A 20,044-nucleotide genomic window follows, 5' to 3' on the forward strand; every position below is an offset into this window, starting at 1 on the left:
CCGGTTGGTCGATCTGGCAATGGCGCAGGCGTTCTGCTCGGACACCTTCGTGTCCACCGCCGCGGACGCCATCCAGGTGCACGGCGGGATCGGCTTCACCTGGGAACACCCGGCCCACCTGTACCTGCGCCGAGCTCGCACCGACGCCCAGATCTTCGGGGACCCGGCCTGGCACCGGGAACGCTACGTCCAGCTTCGAGAGCACTTCCTAGGCGAGGAGATGTCATGACCGATGACGAGGTTCGCGCCGAAGTCCGGCAGTGGCTGGCCGACAACTGGCTGGCCGGCAACTGGGACCCCAAGCTGGACCGCGCGGAATGGGGCCGACGGGTGGTCGACGCCGGCTGGGCGGTGCCCAGCTGGGAGCCGCAGTGGTGGGGACGCGGGCTCACCGACACCCAATCGCGCATCGTGGCAGCCGAATTCGCCGCCGTCGGGGCGCGTGGCGCCGGCCAGGACCGCTCCGACCTGCTGGCCTGCACCCTGCACGACCTGGGCACCGACGAGCAGAAACGCCGCCTGATTCCGCCGTCCATCCGTAACGAGACTAAGTGGTGCCTGCTCTACAGCGAGCCCGGCGCCGGCTCGGACCTGGCCGGCTTGCGGACCCGGGCCGACCGCGACGGTGACGACTGGGTGGTCAACGGGCAGAAGGTCTGGACGTCGTTCGCCACGATCGCCGACTACGGCCTGCTGGTGGCCCGCACCGACTGGGACGTGCCCAAACACAAAGGCATCAGCTTCTTCATCTTCCCGATGCGCCAGCCCGGCGTCGAGATCCGGCCCATCCACCAGATCACCGGCGAATCGGAGTTCAACGAGGTCTTCATCACCGACGCCCGGGTGCCGCACGCCAACCTGGTGGGTGAGCCCGGCGGCGGCTGGGCGGTGCTGCAGCTGGCGTTGGCCTACGAGCGGCGGCTGATGGGCGACCTGGCCCGCACCGCGCGTTCCAGCCGGGACCTCAAACCCGATGCCGACAGCCTGATCGGGATGGCGCGGGCGGCCGGCAGACTCGCCGACTCCCACATCCGCCAGGAGATCGCCCGGGTGGAGGAGTACGCCGCCGTCAACCGGTGGAACACCCAGCGCGCCAAGGCAACCCGGGATCGGGCCGAGGCTGCCACCCTGCTAGCGCTGGGCAAGATCGCGATGTCGCGGATCCTGCACGAGACCGCCCGCGTACAAACCGCCATCGTTGGTCCCGAATCCATGCTCACCGGGCCGGAGAACCCGGTCGGCGACGCCGTTACCTTCCGCACCCTCAACGCCTACTTCACCTCGATCGGCGGCGGCACCGACCAGATTCAGCGCAACATCGTCGGCGAACGGGTGCTGGGGCTGCCCAAAGAGCCCGAACCGTACAAGGACACCCCGTTCCGGGACCTGCCAACCGGCTAGCGTTTGCGCCGCGCCGCGTCTGTAGTCGCCTCTAGCGGAAGTGCAGGACGTCGCTGCCCCAGGCGGCGCGGATCGGGGCGTCGGAGTCGTTGATCAGCCGGTCGGTGCGATCGATGATGAGGCAGGCGCGGTCGGCGTCCTGGTAGGGCAGCCACTCCGGTTCGCCCAGCGGCCCGGCGGGCTTGGCCGTCGCGGCGAAATTCACCCAGCGGGTGCGGACGCGCTTGGACACCGCTTTGGCGGTCTTGACCCCACCCATCTTCAAGGTGACGTCCTTGGGCGACCCGAGAGTGCCCCACACATAAGGCAATTCGGTCGCGTGAGCCGCACCGACGAGCAGCGCCTTCATGATCGGCGTGGCGTAGTCGAAGCGATACAGGTAGACCGGAGCCACCCGGCAATGCCCCTCAGCCAGCCACACCGACGGCATCCGGAAGCCGACGTCGCTGGCGATGCTCAGCCCCCGCTTCTTGGCACCGTAAGTGAGCCCCAACTGCTCTTCGTTGGGCAACTGCAGGTCCGGCTGTTCGGCGGCGATCTCGTTGAACATCGACGTGATGGCCTTGGGAGTGATCGGCAGCAACGGTGAGCGCATCAGCCGGAACAGCGCCGCCTCGTTACGGTTGGTCCCGATGACCAGCGGCACCGGATGCGTCTTGCCCGCCCGGGCGAGATGCACCGGGTAGTCGTGCAGCAGGTCGCCGTCGACGATCGGCACGAACGCCAGCCTGCCGGGATTGCGGACCGGCACCTCATCGAACACCCTCTTGGTGGCCGAGAGCAGCGCCGGGACGTCGACCTCGGCCATCCGGTGCGCGTCGGCGGGGGCGATCCCCAGGTGGCCGAGTACCGCGTGAGTGACGCGCTGCGCCCGCTCGGCGCTGTAGACCGACGTCGTCGGGGAACTCTGGGATATCGCGCCGGAGAACAATCCCACGGCTTCGGGGACTGCCAGCAGCGTCGTCACGATCCCGGCGCCGGCGGATTCGCCGAACAACGTCACCCGGTCCGGGTCGCCGCCGAATCCGCCGATGTTGTGGCGGACCCAGCGCAACGCGGCGAGCACGTCGCGCAGACCGATGTTGGAGTCGAACTCTCGTCGCCCGCCGAGGTGGGACAGGTCCAGGAAGCCGAAGACACCGACCCGGTAGTTGAGCGTGACGACGATCACGTCGCCGCTGGCGGCCAGCCGATTGCCGTCGTAGAGCGGCTGGCTGCTCGACCCGAGCACAAAGGCGCCGCCGTGCAGCCACACCATCACCGGCTTGTCGTCACCGGGCTTGGTACCGGACGGGGCCCAGATGTTGAGGAACAGGCAGTCCTCGTTCGTGGGTGCCCCGAGGTCCAGCGGAAACCTGGGCACCGGGGGCTGCGGACAGACGAAGCCGTAGGTGTCGGCGTCGAGGACCTCGGTCCACGGCTGCGGCGGTTGCGGCGCCCGGAACCGCAGGTCGCCGACCGGCGGGGCGGCGTAGCGCACGCCCTTCCAGGACATCGCCGTGCCATCGTCGATTCCGCGGACCGGCCCGTAGGCGGTGTCCACGACAGGGTGATGGAGCGTCATTGGCATCTCCTGGTCGCTGTAACTGTCTTTACGCTACCCGTCGGCCATTGGTTCAAAAGTGCAGCGCTGTGTAGCGCCAGTCCAATACCGGCCGGTCGGGGCCGTCTTTGCTGACGGCGTAGACCTCTGAGCGCAGGGTCAGCACGCCGCCGCGCTCGCCGGGCAGCGGGTCGGCCGCCTCGATGCGCAGGTCGCTGTATAGCGTGTCGCCCTCGTACACCGGCCCGGTGTGGTCGCAGGACTGCCAGCCGAGCACCGTCGCCAGGTCGGGCAGCAGCCGGGTGGCCTGGGCCAGGGCCAGGCCGATGGTGTGGCCGCCGTACACCAGGCGGCCGTTCGTGCCGGTCCCGGAGAACCGCGAATCATGGTGCGTCGCGGCGACGTTCAGCGTCAGCCGGGCCAACTCGGGTGCGGAACTGACGACGTCGGCGGTGCTGCGCAGGACTGTGCCGGCCATGTCAGGCGAGAAACCCGGCCCGGGCACCCGCTGCCGGAACGCCGCCGCGTCCCAGTGCCCGGCGGGGTCGGCTGTGGCTTCCTCGACGGGCGCCGGCCCCGCGCCGAGGCCGGCGAGGTCGTCGGCGTGGCCGGTGTCGACGGCGCCGCGCAGCGGCAGCATCGCGCACCGGTAAAAGTCCAGCACCAGCCGGCCCACCTGGTCGACGGTGGTCATCCGCAGCGCGGCCAGACCGGTGGGTGTGGTGGTGTTCTGTTTGAGGCCGACCACCTCGGTACGGGTGAAGAGGCTGTCCCCGATGGTCGGGTACCGGTGGAAGGCCAGGCCCCGGTAGAACAGGTTGGCCTTGACGCGCTGGGTCACCACGGTGGACTGGCCGATGGCCACGTCGCAGACCAGACCCGGATAGGCCATTTGGCCGGGAACGCCGGTGACGGCGTGGGCCAGTTCGGCGTCCAGCGACAAGCGCAACCGGTCGCCCAGAATAGCCTGGTGAGCTGCGGCGATACCCGGAGTGAGCGTCATCGACGGGGCGCGGTCGAAGACCTGCCCGACGGTCAGGTCGTCGAAGTACGGGCCGCCGGGTGGGGGCGTGAACGGCACAGCTGACACTATCCCTCGCTATGACCGCCCTCCCTATGACCGGACTGACCGACGAGGAAACCCAGCTCGTGGCGACGGTGCGCGCGTTCGTCGACCGCGAAGTCAAGCCCACGGTGCGCGAGGTCGAGCACGCCGACGAATACCCCGGGGCGTGGATCGAGCAGATGAAGCGGATCGGCATCTACGGCCTGGCGATCAGCGAACGCTACGGCGGGTCCCCGGTGTCGATGCCCTGCTACGTCGACGTCACCCAGGAACTGGCCCGGGGCTGGATGAGCCTGGCCGGTGCGATGGGCGGGCACACCGTGGTGGCCACGCTGCTGGAGGATTTCGGCACCGAGGACCAGAAGCAGGCGTACCTGCCGCGGATGGCGACCGGCGAGCTTCGGGCCACGATGGCGCTGACCGAGCCCGGCGGCGGCTCGGACCTGCAGAACATCTCGACGACGGCGCGGGCCGACGGCGACGATCTGCTCATCACCGGGTCGAAGACCTGGATCAGCAACGCCCGTCGATCCGGTCTGATTGCGCTGCTGTGCAAGACCGACCCGCGGGCCACGCCCCGGCACGCCGGTGTCTCGGTGCTGCTGGTGGAGTCACCGATTGACGGTCTGACCGTCTCCCGCGATCTACCCAAGCTGGGCTACAAGGGTGTGGAGTCCTGCGAGCTGGCGTTCGCTGAGGTACGGGTGCCGGGGTCGGCGGTGCTCGGCGGCGAACCCGGCAAGGGCTTCGCGCAGATGATGAAAGGCCTTGAGACAGGCCGGATTCAGGTGGCCGCCCGGGCGCTCGGTGTGGCGACCGCCGCCCTGGAGGACGCGCTGGCCTATGCCCAGCAGCGGGAAAGTTTCGGAAAGCCGATTTGGCGGCACCAGGCGATCGGCAACTACCTGGCCGATATGGCGACCAAGCTGACCGCGGCCCGTCAGCTCACCCGCTACGCGGCCGAGCGGTACGACAGCGGGGACCGCTGCGACATGGAAGCCGGGATGGCCAAGCTGTTCGCGTCCGAGACGGCCATGCAGATCGCGCTCGACGCCGTCCGGATTCACGGCGGCTACGGCTACTCGACCGAGTACGACGTCGAACGCTATTTCCGGGACGCGCCGCTGATGATCGTCGGCGAGGGCACCAACGAGATTCAGCGCAACGTCATCGCCGCGCAGTTGGTGGCCCGCGGCGGTCTCTAGAGGCTCAGTGGCCTGTGACTGTTAGAGGCGCTGCGAGTTCGCGCTTGCGCGCTTCGCGGGCCAGCATGCGGTCGCGCTGCTCTTCGAATTTGACGACCTGGCCTTCCAGGTTCGTGATGAAGTCGGCCAGCTGTTCGCGGCGTTGTTCGCCCACGCTGCTGAAATCGTCGCGCTCGAAGATCCGCCACTTGCGCAGGGTGGGCCGCACCACTTCTTCGAGGTGCTGGCGGGGGTCGTAGATGCCGTGCTTGGCCATCAGCACCCCGTTGCGGCGGAAATTCGGCATGCCCTGACCGGGCATCCGGAAGTTCTCGACCACGTCGGCGACCGCTTCCAGGGCCTGATCGGGTGCCAGCTCCAGGGCCGCCTCGCACATGTTGCGGTAGAAGATCATGTGCAGGTTCTCGTCAGCGGCGATGCGCTGGAGTATCCGGTCGGCAATCGGGTCGTTGCAGACCTTGCCGGTGTTGCGGTGGCTGACCCGGGTGGCGAGTTCCTGGAATGAGACGTAGGCGACCGAGAGCAGGAAGTCGGTCTTGTGCCGTTCTTCCTCTTCGGCCGTCGGGCCGAAGCCGTGGGTCATGTGTTCCATCCGCGCGCGCTCCAGCGCGACCGGATCGACACCGCGGGTGACCACCAGGTAGTCGCGCAGGACGATGCTGTGGCGGGCTTCCTCGGCGGTCCAACGGCCGACCCAGGTGCCCCACGGCCCGTCCAAGGAGAAGTGCTCGGCCGCTTGACGGTGGTAGGAGGGCAGGTTGTCCTCGGTGAGCAGGTTGGTGATCATCGCGGCCCGGGCGACCTCGCTGAGTTGCGACTGCTCATCAGCCCAGTCGTCGCCGCCCATCGCCGCGAAATTCCGGCCGAGATCCCACGGCACATAGTCGTGTGGATGCCACTCGGTGCTCACCGCGAAGTGGCGGTTGACGTTCTCCTCGGCGACAGACTCGAGTTCTTTGAGTAGTTCAGGGTCGCTCAGCAATCGGGGCATGACACCTCACCTGCATCTGGCGGCGGGGGGGAAGGTCGCCCCCCGCGGCCTGTCTGGATCCGCGCACAGCGCGAACCTAGTTGAACTGGCGACGTTAGCAGGTTCGGCGCCGGGCCACGAAATCTCGTCTGACCCGACAATGGGGGCTAGGTGTTGTCCAGACGCTGCTTGAGCGCCTCGAACTCGTCGCGCACCCCGGTCGGCAGCTTCTCGCCGAGGAAGGCGAACCACTCCTCGATCTCGGGCAGTTCGGCACGCCACTCGTCGGAGTTGACGGCCAGTGCCTCGGCGAGGTCGGCATCGTCGACGTCGAGGCCGCCGATGTCGAGATCGCCGGCGCCCGGGACGATGCCGATCGGCGTCGACACCCCGTTGGCCCGGCCCTCGACCCGGTCGACGATCCACTTCAGCACCCGGCTGTTCTCACCGAAGCCCGGCCACAGGAACCGGCCGTCGCCGCCGCGCCGGAACCAGTTGACGAAGAAGATCTTCGGCAGCTTGGACTCGTCGGCGTTCTTGCCCAGGTCGAGCCAGTGCTGGCAGTAGTCACCAGCGTTGTAGCCCAGGAACGGCAACATCGCCATCGGGTCGCGTCGGATGGCGCCCACCTGACCTTCGGCGGCGGCGGTCTTCTCGCTGCCCAGGGTGGCTCCGATGAACACCCCGTGCTGCCAGTCGCGGGCCTGGGTCACCAGCGGGACGGTGGTCTTGCGGCGCCCGCCGAACAGGATCGCCGAGATCGGCACGCCCTGCGGGTCGTCCCACTCCGGGGCCAGCGTCGGGCATTGTGACATCGGGGTGCAGTACCGCGAATTCGGATGTGCCGCAGGCTCATCGGAATCGGGCGTCCACTCGTTACCCTTCCAGTCGATGAGGTGCGGGGGCTCGCCCTCCAGGCCTTCCCACCACACGCCGCCCTCGTCGGTCAGGGCGACGTTGGTGAAGACGGTGTTGCCGGCGGCGATGGTCTTCATGGCGTTGGGGTTCGACGACCAGTTGGTGCCCGGCGCCACCCCGAAGAAACCGAACTCGGGGTTGACCGCATACAGCCGGCCGTCCTTGCCGAACCGCATCCAGGCGATGTCGTCGCCGAGGGTCTCCGCACGCCAGCCCGGGATGGTGGGCTGGATCATCGCCAGGTTGGTCTTGCCGCAGGCCGACGGGAACGCCGCGGCGATGTAGTACGCCTTGTTATCCGGGGAGATGAGCTTGAGGATCAGCATGTGCTCGGCCAGCCAGCCCTCGTCGCGGGCCATCACCGAGGCGATCCGCAGCGAGTAGCACTTCTTCCCGAGCAGGGCGTTGCCGCCGTAGCCGGAGCCGTAGCTCCAGATCTCGCGGGTCTCCGGGAAGTGGGTGATGTATTTGGTCTCGTTGCACGGCCACGGCACGTCGTCCTGGCCCTGTTCCAGCGGAGCACCCAACGAATGCAGCGCCTTGACGAAGAAGCTGTCCTCGCCCATCTTGTCCAGCGCCGCCTTGCCCATCCGGGTCATCGTGCGCATCGACACCACGACGTACTCGGAGTCGGTGATCTCCACGCCCAGCTTGGGGTCCTCGGCGCCGAGTGGGCCCATGCAGAACGGCACCACGTACATGGTGCGACCGCGCATGCAGCCGCTGTACAGCTCGGTCATGATGGCGCGCATCTCGCCGGGCGCCATCCAGTTGTTGGTGGGGCCTGCGTCGACCTCACGCTCGGAGCAGATGTAGGTCCGCGACTCGACGCGGGCGACGTCGGAGGGCTCCGACCGGGCCAGGTAGGAGCTGGGCTCCTCGGTGTCGCTGAGCGGAAGGAAGGTTCCGGCGGCGACCAGATGGTCACACAGCCGCTGGTATTCCGCGTCGGAGCCGTCAGCGAAGACGACACGGTCGGGCTGAGTGAGCTCTGCGACTTCCCGGACCCAGGCGAGCAGCCCGGCGTGTTTGGTAGGTGCGTTCTCCAGACCGGGGATGGTCGCTGAGGTCATCGGTTTCTCCCGCTTAGTTGTAGCCAGGAACAGACCTGTCCGCTCACCCGCGGAGAAAGTCGGCGTCCTTGACTGAAGATTAACGTGGGCTGCACATTCACTGTTAATTGGGTTTATCGTCGCGCAGCCGACTCGGCGGACGCCATGCGGCGCAGCACCCGTTCCTCCATGACCGGCCGTAGATTCGCGACCACCTCGGCCACCCATCGCTCCGCGGCGGCGCGCTCGCTGAGCAGCCGGCGGGCCAGCACAACGCAGGATGTCAGCGCCACACCGAGTAACACGCAGACCGCCACCGCCGCGGGCGCCGCGCCGGGCCGCAGTTCGGTAGCCAGCCTGGCCAGCGACACCGAGACACCCGCGCCCAGACCGGCGCCGAGGGCGGTGGTGAGCCGGTTCTCCAACGCGCACCGCCGCCGGGGCGGCAGGCAGTCCTCGACCGGGACGTCCCAGGCGCCGGCCGGGCTCGACGGCAGGCCCAGGGCGGCGATCCCCCCGCTCACCGCCTCGTCCAGTTCGGTGGCCGCGCGCGTTACCCGGCCGCGCACCCGCGCACCGAACGCGGCGCCGCCCCGCAGCGACAGATCCGCGGCCTCCTGGCCGAGGTCGGCGCGCAGACGTGAACACATCCGCCGCGCCTGTGCGCACAGTTGCACCCGGGCCAGGGCGATATCCGACCGGCCGAGAAGCGACCGCGGGGGCAGGCTGGTCGGCACACCACCGGCCGCGGCCCAGAGCCGCAACGAACCGCGGGCGATGTCGGCGGCGCAGGAGCGGTGCCGTGCCGGCAGGCCCGGCCCGCGGCTGTAGTCCTGCCAGAAGACGGCCCGGGCCAGAAGGGCGTCGGCCGGATCACCGCTGCGCGGGGCGGGCTCCACGTCGACGCCGGCTTTGCGAAGGGTGTCGGCCGCGGCCCGCATCCGGGCCAGCGCGGCGACGTCACCAGGCGGGGACTGGGCGGCTTCGGTCACAACCGAGATCGTGGCAGCAGACGGCGCAGCAGACGAGTCACCCTGGAAGGCGACTGTAGGCAACTGTTGGGTATCAATCCGGTTGGCGAGTAGGGCGCAGCGCACGTCATAGGCCACCATGGATCAATGCATGCGCAGCGACCGGGCTCAGTCACGCCCGAAACCGCGACGCAGCAGCACCATCGCCGGGTGACGAGCTTCCGATCACGTCGCGCCGCGCTCACCGAGGCGCAGCAGGACGTGTGGGAACGGCTATGGCCCGGTCTGGGCCGCCCGGCGCTCGACGACTCCGGCACCGCGACCGCACTGGACGCGCAAGCCTGGTTCGGCCACCCCGCCGACGCAGGGCGGGCACTGGTGTGCGAGATCGGCTGCGGAACCGGCACCTCGACGCTGGCGATGGCCCTGGCCGAACCGGAGATCGACGTCATCGCCGTGGAGGTCTACCGGCGCGGGCTGGCTCAACTGCTGAGCGCCATCGACCGCACCGGGGTGACCAACATCCGGATGGTCCGCGGCGACGGCGTCGACGTCCTGGAGCAGCTCGTCGCCCCCGGCACGTTGACCGGTGTGCGGGTCTTCTTCCCCGACCCGTGGCCGAAGTCCCGGCATCACAAACGACGCCTGCTGCAACCGGAGACGATGGCGCTGATCGCCGAGCGGCTGCGCCCCGGCGGGGTGCTCCACGCGGCCACCGACCACGCCGGCTACGCCGAGCAGATCGCCGAGGCGGGCGACGCCGAACCGCGGCTGCGGCGAGCCCGGCCCGACGAGCAGCTGCCGATCTCGGTGGCGCGCCCCGTCACCAAGTACGAATCGAAAGCCCGCGAAGCGGGTAGCGCCGTCACCGAGCTGCTGTGGGTGAGACAACCGTGACCGTTCTTGAGGAACACCCCGCTCCGGCAGTGGAGACGCCGCTTGAGGCGGAGGTGCAACCGCCCGCGAACCGGGTACTTCTGGTCTGGGACGCGCCCAATCTCGACATGGGGCTGGGTGCCATCCTCGGTGGCCGACCGACCGCGGCGCACCGGCCCCGTTTCGACGCTCTCGGCCGATGGCTGCTGGCCCGCACCGCCGATCTGGCAGCCAGACATCCGGAGATGTCGACCGAACCCGAGGCGACGGTGTTCACCAACATCGCCCCGGGCAGCGCGGACGTCGTCCGCCCCTGGGTGGAGGCGCTGCGCAACGTGGGCTTCGCCGTCTTCGCCAAACCGAAGATCGACGAGGACAGCGACGTGGACAGCGACATGCTGGCCCACATCGCCCTGCGACACCGCGAGGGGCTGGCCGGACTGCTGCTGGCGTCGGCTGACGGCCAGGCCTTCCGGACCCCGCTGGAGGACATCGCGCGTGCCGGCACCCCGGTCCAGGTGCTCGGATTTCGCGAACATGCCAGCTGGGCATTAGCGTCGGATACCTTGGATTTTGTCGACTTGGAGGACATTCCCGGTGTTTTCCGTGAGCCCTTGCCGCGAATCGGCTTGGACTCGCTGCCAGATCAAGGAGCGTGGCTGCAGCCTTTCCGGCCGCTGTCTGCGTTGTTGACTTCGCGACTGTGATCAGTCGCCTGGTCGTCGTTAGTTTTCAGTAGAGGAGATCGATCGAGTGTTCGCCTGGTGGGGTCGAACCGTGTACCGGTATCGATACATCGTTATCGGTCTCATGGTCGCGTTGTGTATCGGCGGCGGCATCTTCGGCATCGACCTGGGTAAGCATGTCACCCAGAGCGGCTTTTACGACGAGGGCAGCCAGTCGGTGAAGGCGTCGCTGCTCGCCGATGCCGCCTACGGCCGCGACACCTCCGGCCACATCGTGGCGATCTACACCGCCCCCGAGGGCAAGACCGTCGACGATCCGGAGTTCACCAAGAAGATCCTGGACAATCTGGACCAGGCGCAGAAGGACCACCCCGACCAGATCCTGCGGGCAATCGGCTACTTCAAGAACCCTGAACTGCTGTCCAACATGGCCGATGCAAGCAAGCAGCACGCCTTCATGTCGATCCAGCTCAAGGGCGACGACGACGACACCATCCTGAACAACTACAAAGCCGTCAAGGACAGCTTCAACATCGACGGCATCGACGTGAAGCAAGCCGGCCTGCAACCACTGGCCAACGAGCTCACCGGCACCATCGGCGTCGATCAGAAGCGCGCCGAGGTCGCTGCCATCCCGCTGGTCGCGGTGTTGCTGTTCTTCGTCTTCGGCGGCGTGGTCGCGGCCAGCCTCCCGGCCATCATCGGCGGCCTGGCGATCGCCGGCTCGCTGGGCATCATGCGGCTGGTCTCGATGTTCACCCCGGTGCACTTCTTCGCCCAGCCGGTCGTGACGCTGATCGGCCTGGGTATCGCCATCGACTACGGCCTGTTCATCGTCAGCAGGTTCCGTGAGGAGATCGCCGAGGGCTACGACACCGAGTCCGCGGTCCGCCGCACGATGATGACGTCGGGCCGCACCGTCCTCTTCTCGGCCGTGATCATCGTTGCCTCGTCCCTGCCACTGCTGCTGTTTCCGCAGGGCTTCCTGAAATCCATCACCTACGCGATCATCGCCTCGGTGATGCTGGCGGCAATCCTGTCGATCACCGTGCTGGCCGCGATCCTGGCCATTCTGGGGCCCAACGTCGACGCCCTGGGCGTCAACACCCTGTTGCGGGTGCCGTTCCTGGCCAACTGGCCGTTCTCCCGCCGCATCATCGACTGGTTCGCCGAGAAGACTCAGAAGACCAAGACCCGCGACGAAGTGGAGAACGGCTTCTGGGGCAAGCTGGTCAACCGGGTGATGAAGCGCCCGGTGCTGTTTGCCGTGCCGATCATTCTGCTGATGATCGCGATGATCATCCCGCTCGGGAAGCTCTCGCTCGGCGGCATCAGCGAGAAGTACCTGCCCCCGGACAACTCGGTGCGGGTGGCTCAGGAGGAATTCGACAAGTCCTTCCCCGGCTTCCGCACCGAACCGATCACGCTGGTCATCACCAACGACGACGGCAAGCCGGTCACCGATCAGCAGGTCGCCGAGATCCGCAACAAGGCCATGGCCATCAGCGGGTTCACCGATCCCGACAACAACCCCGACGCGATGTGGAAGGAACGCCCCTACCTCGACGGTGCCACGAAGGACCCGTCGGTCCGGGTGATCCAGAACGGTCTCGTCGTCCGCAACGACGCGGCCAAGAAGATCAACGAACTGCGCGCCATCGTCCCGCCCAGGGGCGAGTCGCTCTATGTCGGCGGCACCCCGGCGCTGGAACAGGACAGTATCCACAGCCTGTTCTCCCGGCTGCCGCTGATGGTGCTGCTGTTGATCACCACAACGACCATCCTGATGTTCCTGGCGTTCGGCTCACTGGTGCTGCCAATCAAGGCGGCGCTGATGAGCGCGCTCACCCTCGGCTCCACGATGGGCGTGCTGACCTGGATGTTCGTCGAAGGGCACGGCTCGGGGCTGATGAACTACACCCCGCAGCCGCTGATGGCGCCGATGATCGGCTTGATCATCGCCGTGATCTACGGGTTGTCCACCGACTACGAGGTGTTCCTGGTGTCCCGCATGGTGGAGGCCCGCGACCGCGGCATGTCCACCACCGAGGCCATCCGCATCGGCACCGCCACCACCGGGCGATTGATCACCGCCGCCGCCCTGGTGCTGGCGGTGGTGGCCGGCGCGTTCGTGTTCTCCGACCTGGTGATGATGAAGTACCTGGCGTTCGGCCTGCTGATCGCGCTGCTGCTCGACGCGACGATCGTCCGGATGTTCCTGGTGCCGGCCATCATGAAGCTGCTCGGCGACGACTGCTGGTGGGCGCCGAAGTGGATGAAACGCCTGCAGCACAAGATCGGCCTCGGTGAGACGACGCTGCCCGACGAGCGCAAGCGGCCGGTGCTGACCGAACCGCAGCCCGAACCGGAGCCGGCGCTGGTCGGCGCCGTCGCCGCGCCGGTGGGACCGCCCAGCACGCCGCGGCAGCCGATTGCCCCCGCGGCCGGCGGGGCACACCATGCGCAGCCTGCACCCGTTACCGAACCGGTCAGCGCACCGGAGCCGCCGACGACGAAGCTCGCCGCCGCCGGTCGCCGGGAGGAGCGCGACATCGGATCGTGGCTGGGCGAACTGCGCCGCAAGACCGCGTCCAGGACCGCCGCCGCGCCGGACGTCTCCGGTGAGGCCACCACGGTGCTGCCGTCCAACGAGCCGACGCACGCGATCGCGGCACCGGACGATGCCACCACCGCGTTCGCGGCCGTCAACCCCGACAGCCTGTCGGCGGAGGAGACCCGGGCGATTCCGGTGAGCCGGCCGGCCGACACCGAGGTCGCGACCGAGAAGCTCAACGCTCGCGGCCAGAACGCCGGCGGGATGTCGGCCCAGGACCTGCTGCGCCGCGAAGGCCGGCTCTAGACCCGCCTAGACTTCGGACCGGCGGCCGTCGGGTGGCACGGTATCGGGCTGGGCGTCGATGAGAACGGCGTCGTCGTCACCGGCTTCCAGGCTGGCTTCCTCGGCATCGGGTTCGGGTGCGACCAGCACCCGGATCGCGCTATTGAGCACAGCCAGCACCGGAACCGACAGCAGCGCGCCGAAGATCCCGCCCAGCACGGCACCGGTGGTCAGCGCGAGCACGATCGCCAGCGGGTGGATCGACACCGCCCGGCCCATCAGCAGCGGCTGCAGGACATGGGCCTCCAACTGCTGCACCGCGATGATCAACCCCAGCGTGAACAGCGCATAGACGAAACCCTTGGCCAGTAGCGCCACGATGACGGCGAGAAACCCGCTGATCACCGCGCCGACCAGGGGAATGAAGGCGCCGATGAACACCAGGGACGCCAGCGGCAGCGCCAGCGGAATACCGAGGACGACCAGGCCGGTGCCGATACCGACAGCGTCGACCAGGGCCACCAGGAAGGTCGCCCGGATGTAGGAGATCAGCGAAACGAACCCGGCCCGACCGGCCGCCCGCACCCGTTCCCGGCTGGCGTTGGGCACGATGCCGGTGAGGAAGCTGAAGATGTTGCGGCCGCCGTAAAGCAGGAAGATCAGCGTGAACACCATCAGCAGCGCGCCGGTGAGAATCTCGGTGAGGGTCGCGGCCGTCGACAGCGCCCCGCTGGTCAGGTTCTCCTGGTTGTCCCGCAGCGCGGTGACGGCGGTGTCCCCGGCCTTGTCGATCTGCTCCTTGCTCAGATGCAGCGGCCCGTCGATCAGCCAGCGGGTGGAGTTGTCGATGCTGCGGGTGACCTGCTCGGTAAGACCGGGCAGACCTGAGACGAACTGGGTGACGACGAACGTCACGATCCCGCCGAACAGCGCCATGCCGGTCAGCAACACCAACGCGACGGCACCGCCTCGCGGGGCGCCGCGGCGATCCAGCCAGTCCACCGCGGGCACCAGCAGGGCGGTCGTCGCCAACAACGCCGGCCGTCATGTAATCCACCCTAGCCAGCAGGCCGGCACGCGCCGCGGCGCACAGCGTCAGGCAGCGGCGACGCCGCTAGGCTGGGCAGATGGCCGACCATACGGCCGACGATGCGGCTGGCGAGTTGCCCGTGGCCGCACGGCGGTCGCCGAGGGGGCGCGCCGCCAGGGGCAAGTACTGGTGGGCGCGCTGGCTGCTGTTGGGCGTAGCCGCCGTGGTCCTCGCGGTGGAAGCCAGTCTGGTGCGCGATCAACTCGCCGCGGCATGGATGAGCCTGCGGTCGGCGAATGGATGGTGGGTGCTGGCGGCGATCGTCGCCGCGATGCTGTCGATGCACAGCTTCGCTCAGATCCAGCGCACCCTGCTGCGGTCGGCCGGGGTCGTCGTCCGGCAGTGGCGCTCGGAGGCGGTGTTCTACGCCGGCAACGCGCTGAGCACCACGCTGCCGGGCGGACCGGTGCTCTCGGCGACGTTCGTCTACCGCCAGCAGCGGCAGTGGGGCGCCTCACCGGTGGTGGCGTCCTGGCAGCTGGTGATGTCGGGGGCGCTGCAGGTGGTGGGCCTGGCGCTGCTGGGTCTGGGCGGCGCATTCCTGTTGGGCGCCAAGAACAATCCGTTCTCGCTGCTGTTCACCCTGGGCGGCTTCGTGACGCTGGTGCTGCTGGCTCAGGCGGTCGCGACCCGTCCGGAACTCATCGACGGCATCGGTATGAGGGTGCTCGGCTGGGTGAACTCCGCTCGTAACAAGCCGCCGGAGACCGGGTTGCGCCGGTGGCGGGAGACGCTGACCCAACTGGAGTCGGTGAGTCTGAACCGGCGTGAACTCGGCGAGGCGTTCGGCTGGTCACTGTTCAACTGGATCGCCGATGTGGCGTGCCTGGCGTTCGCGGCGTACGCCGCGGGCGGGCATCCGTCGTTGGCCGGCCTGACCGTCGCCTACGCCGCGGCGCGGGCCGTCGGCTCGATCCCGCTGATGCCCGGCGGGCTGCTGGTCGTCGAGGCGGTGCTGGTGCCGGGTCTGGTGTCCAGCGGCATGACCCTGCCGGCGGCGATCTCGGCGATGCTGATCTACCGGATGGTGAGCTGGATTTTCATCTCCGCGATCGGCTGGGCGGTGTTCTTCTTCATGTTCCGCACCGAGGGCGCGCTCAGTCGAGAGGAGCGGCTGCAGGAGGAGCGGGCGGTCTTCGACGAACTGGCGGGCAACCGGGAATCGCCGGCCCCGCCTGATTGAATGTGGCCTGTGACAACCACTTCTAGGCCGATTTCCGGCCCCGCCGCCGTCCGCACCGCCGCGCTCGCGTTCGCCGCCGACATCGTATGCGTGGTGCTGTTCTGCGCGGTCGGCCGACGCAACCACGACGAGGCGATGACACTGGCCGGGGTGGCCCAGACGAGCTGGCCGTTCCTGGCCGGGTTGACCAGCGGATGGGTACTGTCCCGCGGCTGGCGTCAGCCGGCGGCCGTCCGTCCGACCGGACTGACCGTGTGGGTCAGCACCGTCGCCATCGGGATGGCTCTGCGGGCGGCGACCGGTGAGGGGACCGCACTGAGCTTCGTGGTGGTCGCCACCGTGGCGACCGGGGCGCTGCTGGTGGGGTGGCGGGCCGCGCGCGCGGCGGTCACCGCCCGCCGTGGCTAGGAGCCGGGGACCTCGAGCGAGTCGTCGCCGCCGCCGCAACGGGCCTTCAGGTCGGCCAGCGGCTGACGGATACCCGACAGTTCAGCCTTCACCTGCGGATTCGCGTCAAGATACTGCTGCACCTGGGTGCGCAGGGTGTCGCGCGGCGAGCCTTCCAGGCTGGTGAAGAACGCGTTGACGTCCGGGTGGGTGAACAGGTAGGCCGACGTCGCGGCGGACACCCCGGCAGCCACACCGGCGAGGTCTCCGGCGGTGCAGTTCGGCGGCGCCGCCAGCGCCGAGGGGGCCAGTCCGACGAGCAACGTTCCGGCGACCGCTCCCGCGCCGATCGTTCCCGCGATGACCCGACGGGCAGAAAGCATCATCCTCGAACTCCTTCATCTGGCGCTGCGTTGAGACGATCTTAGGGCACGGTCCTGACGAGGCGCCGCCGGTGGTGTGTCAGGCGCGTCCGGGCGGCCGTTCGGCGACGGCTGATCCGCAGGTTGCTGCGGTAGGCTCGCAGCCACGCAATTCGGTGTGGACCCGACGATGCGGGGAGAAAACCATCCAGCAGTTCATGATGCGGCTGAGCGGCAGCCTGCGCAGACACCGGTGGCTGGTTTTCGGCTGCTGGCTGCTGGCCATGGTCCCGTCGGTGGCGCTGGCGCTGACTCAGTCGCACAACCTCACCGGCGGCGGCTTCGACGTCGCCGGGTCGCAGTCGCTGCACGTGCAGTACGAACTTGAGGATCACTACCCGCAGCTGGGCGCTTCGCCGATCGCGCTGGTGGCCGCCCCGCGTGCCGACGCCACTTACGACGACATGGCCGCGGCCGTCGTACAGCTGGAGCAGGCCGCGCGGGAGGTGCCCAGCCTGGAGGTCGTCCCCAACCCCGCCCAGCCCGCCCCCGCGCCGGACCGGCCGTACGTGGTGTCGCTGCGGATGGACTTCGACAACACCGGAGCGGTGGATGTCGCCCGCCAGCTGCGGACCAAGGTCGGCGTCGACGGCGACAAGCCCGGCAGCACCGCCGACGGCCGGGTGCGGCTGTACGTGATCGGTCAGGGCGCGCTGGGAGCTGCCGCCCAGACCAGCACCAAACGCGACATCGCCGCCGCCGAACGCTGGAACCTGCCGATCGTGCTCATCGTGCTGGTGGCGGTGTTCGGCTCGCTGGCCGCCGCGGCGATTCCGCTGACGCTGGGCGTGTGCACCGTCATCGTGACGATGGGCGCGGTCTATCTGCTGTCCACACTGACCACCATGTCGGTGTTCGTCACCTCCACGGTGTCGATGTTCGGCATCGCCCTGGCCATCGACTACTCCCTGTTCATCCTGATGCGCTTCCGCGAAGAACTGCGCGCCGGCCGCAGCCCCGACCAGGCCGCGGACGCGGCCATGGGGACCTCGGGCCTGGCGGTGGTGCTGTCGGGCCTGACCGTCATCGCCTCGCTCAGCGGCATCTATGTGATCGGCACCCCGGTGCTGCGGTCGATGGCGACCGGCGCGATCCTGGCGGTGGCGTTCGCGGTGCTGACGTCGGCCACCCTCATCCCGGCGGTGTTGTCGGTGCTGGGCCCCGCCGCGGCGCGGCGGTCATCGCTGCTGCACTGGTCGCGCCGGCCGGAAGCCACCCAGTCGCGGTTCTGGACCCGCTGGGTCGGCATGGTGATGCGGCGGCCGTGGGCGTCGGCACTGGCCGCGACGGGCTTTCTGCTGATGCTGGCCGCCCCCGCATTCGGGATGCTGCTGGGCAACAGCATGCAGCGGCAGTTCCCGTCCTCGCATGAGATCCGCGGCGGTGTCGCCGCCGCCGCCCAGGCGCTGGGCCCCGGCGCGCTGGGACCGATCCGAATCCTGGTGAGCTTTCCCGACGCCAACGCCAACGACCCGGCGAACACGCCCGTCCTGGACGTGGTGAGCCGGGAGGCCGCCCAGGCGGTGAACATCGTGTCGGTGGCGCCCCCGGTGTTCGCCGACGACAACCGCAGCGCACTGCTCTCGGCGGTGCTGGCGGTTGACCCGGAGGATATGCGGGCCCGCGACACCATCGACTGGCTGCGGGACACCCTGCCCCAGGCGGCTCCGGAGAACTCTGGCGTCCAGATCGCCGTCGGCGGGCCGACCGCCTTGATCAAGGATTTCGACGACCGGGTCGCCCAGACCCAGTTGCTGGTGTTCGTGTTCGTGTCGGTGATCGCGTTCGTGATGCTGCTGGTCTCGATCCGGTCGGTGGTGCTGGCGCTCAAGGGCGTGCTGATGACGGTGCTGTCCGTCGCGGCGGCCTACGGCAGCCTGGTGGTGGTGTTCCAGTGGGGCTGGCTGGAGGCGCTGGGGTTCGCACCGATCTCCTCGATCGACTCCACCATCCCGCCGCTGGTGCTAGCCATGACCTTCGGCCTGTCGATGGACTACGAGATCTTCCTGCTGACCCGGATCCGCGAGCGCTATCTGCAGTCCGGCGACACCCGCGATTCGGTGGCCTACGGGGTGTCCACCAGCGCCCGCGCCATCACCAGCGCGGCGCTGATCATGATCGCGGTGTTCATCGGCTTCGCGTTCGCCGGGATGCCCTTGGTGGCTCAGCTCGGGGTGGCGTGCGCGGTGGCGATCGCCGTCGACGCCACCGTGGTCCGGCTCGTGCTGGTGCCTTCGCTGATGGCGATGTTCGATCGCTGGAACTGGTGGCTGCCGGGCTGGCTGGCGCGGATCCTGCCGTCGGTGGACTTCGAGAAGCCGCTGCCCAAGCTCGACGTAGGCGATGTGGTGGTGATCCCCGACGACATCTCCTCGATCGCACCCCCGGTGGCCGACCTGCGCACGGTGAAACGCAGCGCCGCACGCCTCAAGGAGCTGGCCCCGGACGCCGTCAACGTGACTGATCCACTGGCGCTCGTCGGCTCCGGCGCACCCGCGGCGGGGGTGACAGCGCCGGCCACGGACGGTCAGCGTTCGCGGCACCGGGCTTCGCGCGACGCCGCCGTGCGGACGGTTCATCCGGTGACGATGTGGCGCGGCCGGCTGACGGTGGCGGTGGACGCGCTGGAAACCGACGCCGCCGTCCGGCGGCGCACACCGGTGGAGACCACCAATGTGCAGCTGCCCACCGGAGACCGACTGCAGATCCCCACCGCCGCCGAGACGTTGCGGCTCAAGAGCTTTCTGGTGTTGTGCCGCAACACCCGCGCCGATTTCACCGAATTGGCCGAACTCTCCGACGCCATGGGCGTCGGGAACGCCGCCCTGGTCCTCGCCGGCATCGACAGGCATTACAGTGCTGGACGACCGGAACGACTGTGGATCGCCACCCAATTGGTCCGCCGGCTGGCCGATCCGATCCCGTCCGACGGGTTCGACGACCAGACCGGGTGGGACCCGGAGCGGGACCCCGAATGGGACGCCGTCCGCAGACGTTGCCTGTCGCTTTCGGTGGCGATCCTGGAGGAGGCGACGTGACCCGCCCCTATCAGCAGTCCCCCGACATGCCGGTCGAATTCTGGTCCACGGCCGCCATCCGCGCGGCGCTGCAGAGCGGTGACATCACCGTCTGGCAACGGATCGTGGTGGCGATCAAGCGTGACCCGTTCGGTCGCACCGCACGCCAGGTCGAGGAGGTGCTGCAATCGGCTGCACCGTATGGCGTTTCGCAGGCGCTGACCGAGGTGCTGCACCGGGCCCGTAGCCACCTCGAGGCCAACGAACGCACCGAGGCCGCCCGTCACGTCCGGATTCTGCAGCAGCGTTCCGGGTTGAGCCAGCAGGAGTTCGCGTCCCGCTCCGGGGTGAGCACCGCCGACTTCACCGCGTATCTGGACGGCACGGTCAGCCCGCCGGCGTCGCTGATGATCCGGAT

General features: G+C 68.7%; 16 protein-coding genes and 1 pseudogene. 10 read left to right on the forward strand and 7 right to left on the reverse strand.

Features of this window, described 5'->3' with window-relative positions:
• Nucleotides 1-229, forward strand: a 229-nt coding sequence (locus ADBZ6I_RS06910; protein WP_526382208.1) for an acyl-CoA dehydrogenase family protein, incomplete at its 5' end; no start/stop codon positions are given.
• Nucleotides 226-1,401, forward strand: coding sequence for an acyl-CoA dehydrogenase family protein (locus tag ADBZ6I_RS06915; protein WP_526382210.1), 1,176 nt, complete (start codon nucleotides 226-228; stop codon nucleotides 1,399-1,401). The genes ADBZ6I_RS06910 and ADBZ6I_RS06915, both read left to right, overlap by 4 nt.
• A 31-nt stretch (nucleotides 1,402-1,432) precedes the next feature.
• Here ADBZ6I_RS06915 and ADBZ6I_RS06920 read toward each other — a convergent pair whose 3' ends face one another.
• Nucleotides 1,433-2,965, reverse strand: coding sequence for a carboxylesterase/lipase family protein (locus ADBZ6I_RS06920; protein ID WP_526382212.1), 1,533 nt, complete (start codon nucleotides 2,963-2,965; stop codon nucleotides 1,433-1,435).
• A 52-nt stretch (nucleotides 2,966-3,017) separates the two neighbouring features.
• On the reverse strand, nucleotides 3,018-3,947 hold the full coding sequence (locus tag ADBZ6I_RS06925; protein WP_526382233.1) for a hotdog family protein: 930 nt from the start codon (nucleotides 3,945-3,947) through the stop codon (nucleotides 3,018-3,020).
• 113 nt (nucleotides 3,948-4,060) lie between these two features.
• On the opposite strand from ADBZ6I_RS06925, the gene ADBZ6I_RS06930 reads away from it, so the two are divergent.
• The gene (locus ADBZ6I_RS06930) at nucleotides 4,061-5,215 is read left to right on the forward strand and encodes an acyl-CoA dehydrogenase family protein (protein WP_526382235.1); all 1,155 of its coding nucleotides are present in this window, start codon (nucleotides 4,061-4,063) and stop codon (nucleotides 5,213-5,215) included.
• A 4-nt stretch (nucleotides 5,216-5,219) separates the two neighbouring features.
• Here the strand turns inward: ADBZ6I_RS06930 and ADBZ6I_RS06935 are convergent, their stop codons facing one another.
• The 3 genes from ADBZ6I_RS06935 to ADBZ6I_RS06945 all read right to left on the reverse strand — a co-directional run bounded on the left by ADBZ6I_RS06935 (nucleotide 5,220) and on the right by ADBZ6I_RS06945 (nucleotide 9,147).
• Entirely contained in the window at nucleotides 5,220-6,206 is a 987-nt protein-coding gene (locus tag ADBZ6I_RS06935; RefSeq protein WP_526382214.1) for an acyl-ACP desaturase, read from the reverse strand.
• Nucleotides 6,207-6,352: 146 nt separating this feature from the next.
• The gene (locus tag ADBZ6I_RS06940) at nucleotides 6,353-8,176 is read right to left on the reverse strand and encodes a phosphoenolpyruvate carboxykinase (GTP) (RefSeq protein WP_526382216.1); all 1,824 of its coding nucleotides are present in this window, start codon (nucleotides 8,174-8,176) and stop codon (nucleotides 6,353-6,355) included.
• A gap of 113 nt (nucleotides 8,177-8,289) precedes the next feature.
• Nucleotides 8,290-9,147 (reverse strand): hypothetical protein, encoded by an 858-nt coding sequence (locus ADBZ6I_RS06945; RefSeq protein WP_526382218.1) that lies wholly within the window; start codon nucleotides 9,145-9,147, stop codon nucleotides 8,290-8,292.
• Between the two features lie 126 nt (nucleotides 9,148-9,273).
• On the opposite strand from ADBZ6I_RS06945, the gene trmB reads away from it, so the two are divergent.
• Genes trmB through mmpL3 form a run of 3 tightly spaced genes read left to right on the forward strand, consistent with a single transcriptional unit; the run spans nucleotide 9,274 to nucleotide 13,548 of the window.
• Nucleotides 9,274-10,023: a tRNA (guanosine(46)-N7)-methyltransferase TrmB gene (trmB, locus tag ADBZ6I_RS06950; protein WP_526382220.1), complete on the forward strand. Its 750-nt coding sequence runs from the start codon at nucleotides 9,274-9,276 to the stop codon at nucleotides 10,021-10,023.
• Between the two features lie 29 nt (nucleotides 10,024-10,052).
• The gene (locus ADBZ6I_RS06955; protein ID WP_526382237.1) at nucleotides 10,053-10,709 is read left to right on the forward strand and encodes an NYN domain-containing protein; all 657 of its coding nucleotides are present in this window, start codon (nucleotides 10,053-10,055) and stop codon (nucleotides 10,707-10,709) included.
• Between the two features lie 46 nt (nucleotides 10,710-10,755).
• Nucleotides 10,756-13,548, forward strand: a complete 2,793-nt coding sequence (gene mmpL3 / locus ADBZ6I_RS06960) for a trehalose monomycolate exporter MmpL3 (RefSeq protein WP_526382223.1) — start codon at nucleotides 10,756-10,758, stop codon at nucleotides 13,546-13,548.
• A gap of 6 nt (nucleotides 13,549-13,554) precedes the next feature.
• Here mmpL3 and ADBZ6I_RS06965 read toward each other — a convergent pair.
• Nucleotides 13,555-14,568: pseudogene (locus ADBZ6I_RS06965) on the reverse strand (AI-2E family transporter); the annotation flags it as partial.
• Between the two features lie 86 nt (nucleotides 14,569-14,654).
• On the opposite strand from ADBZ6I_RS06965, the gene ADBZ6I_RS06970 reads away from it, so the two are divergent.
• A complete protein-coding gene (locus ADBZ6I_RS06970; protein WP_526382225.1) occupies nucleotides 14,655-15,800 on the forward strand; it encodes a lysylphosphatidylglycerol synthase transmembrane domain-containing protein in 1,146 nt (381 codons plus the stop codon).
• A gap of 9 nt (nucleotides 15,801-15,809) precedes the next feature.
• The gene (locus tag ADBZ6I_RS06975; protein WP_526382227.1) at nucleotides 15,810-16,208 is read left to right on the forward strand and encodes a DUF3054 family protein; all 399 of its coding nucleotides are present in this window, start codon (nucleotides 15,810-15,812) and stop codon (nucleotides 16,206-16,208) included.
• Here ADBZ6I_RS06975 and ADBZ6I_RS06980 read toward each other — a convergent pair.
• Nucleotides 16,205-16,573, reverse strand: a complete 369-nt coding sequence (locus ADBZ6I_RS06980; RefSeq protein ID WP_526382229.1) for a hemophore-related protein — start codon at nucleotides 16,571-16,573, stop codon at nucleotides 16,205-16,207. The two genes, ADBZ6I_RS06975 and ADBZ6I_RS06980, sit on opposite strands and share 4 nt — an antisense overlap.
• A 194-nt stretch (nucleotides 16,574-16,767) precedes the next feature.
• Here ADBZ6I_RS06980 and ADBZ6I_RS06985 point away from each other — a divergent pair, with 194 nt between their 5' ends.
• Together ADBZ6I_RS06985 and ADBZ6I_RS06990 are read left to right on the forward strand one after the other, a co-directional pair.
• Nucleotides 16,768-19,647: an MMPL family transporter gene (locus tag ADBZ6I_RS06985; RefSeq protein WP_526382231.1), complete on the forward strand. Its 2,880-nt coding sequence runs from the start codon at nucleotides 16,768-16,770 to the stop codon at nucleotides 19,645-19,647.
• Nucleotides 19,648-19,673: 26 nt separating this feature from the next.
• On the forward strand, nucleotides 19,674-20,044 hold a 371-nt coding region (locus ADBZ6I_RS06990; protein ID WP_526382239.1), incomplete at its 3' end, for a helix-turn-helix domain-containing protein.

This window comes from Mycobacterium sp. (assembly GCF_044342925.1).
In the GTDB taxonomy this organism is placed as follows: domain Bacteria; phylum Actinomycetota; class Actinomycetes; order Mycobacteriales; family Mycobacteriaceae; genus Mycobacterium.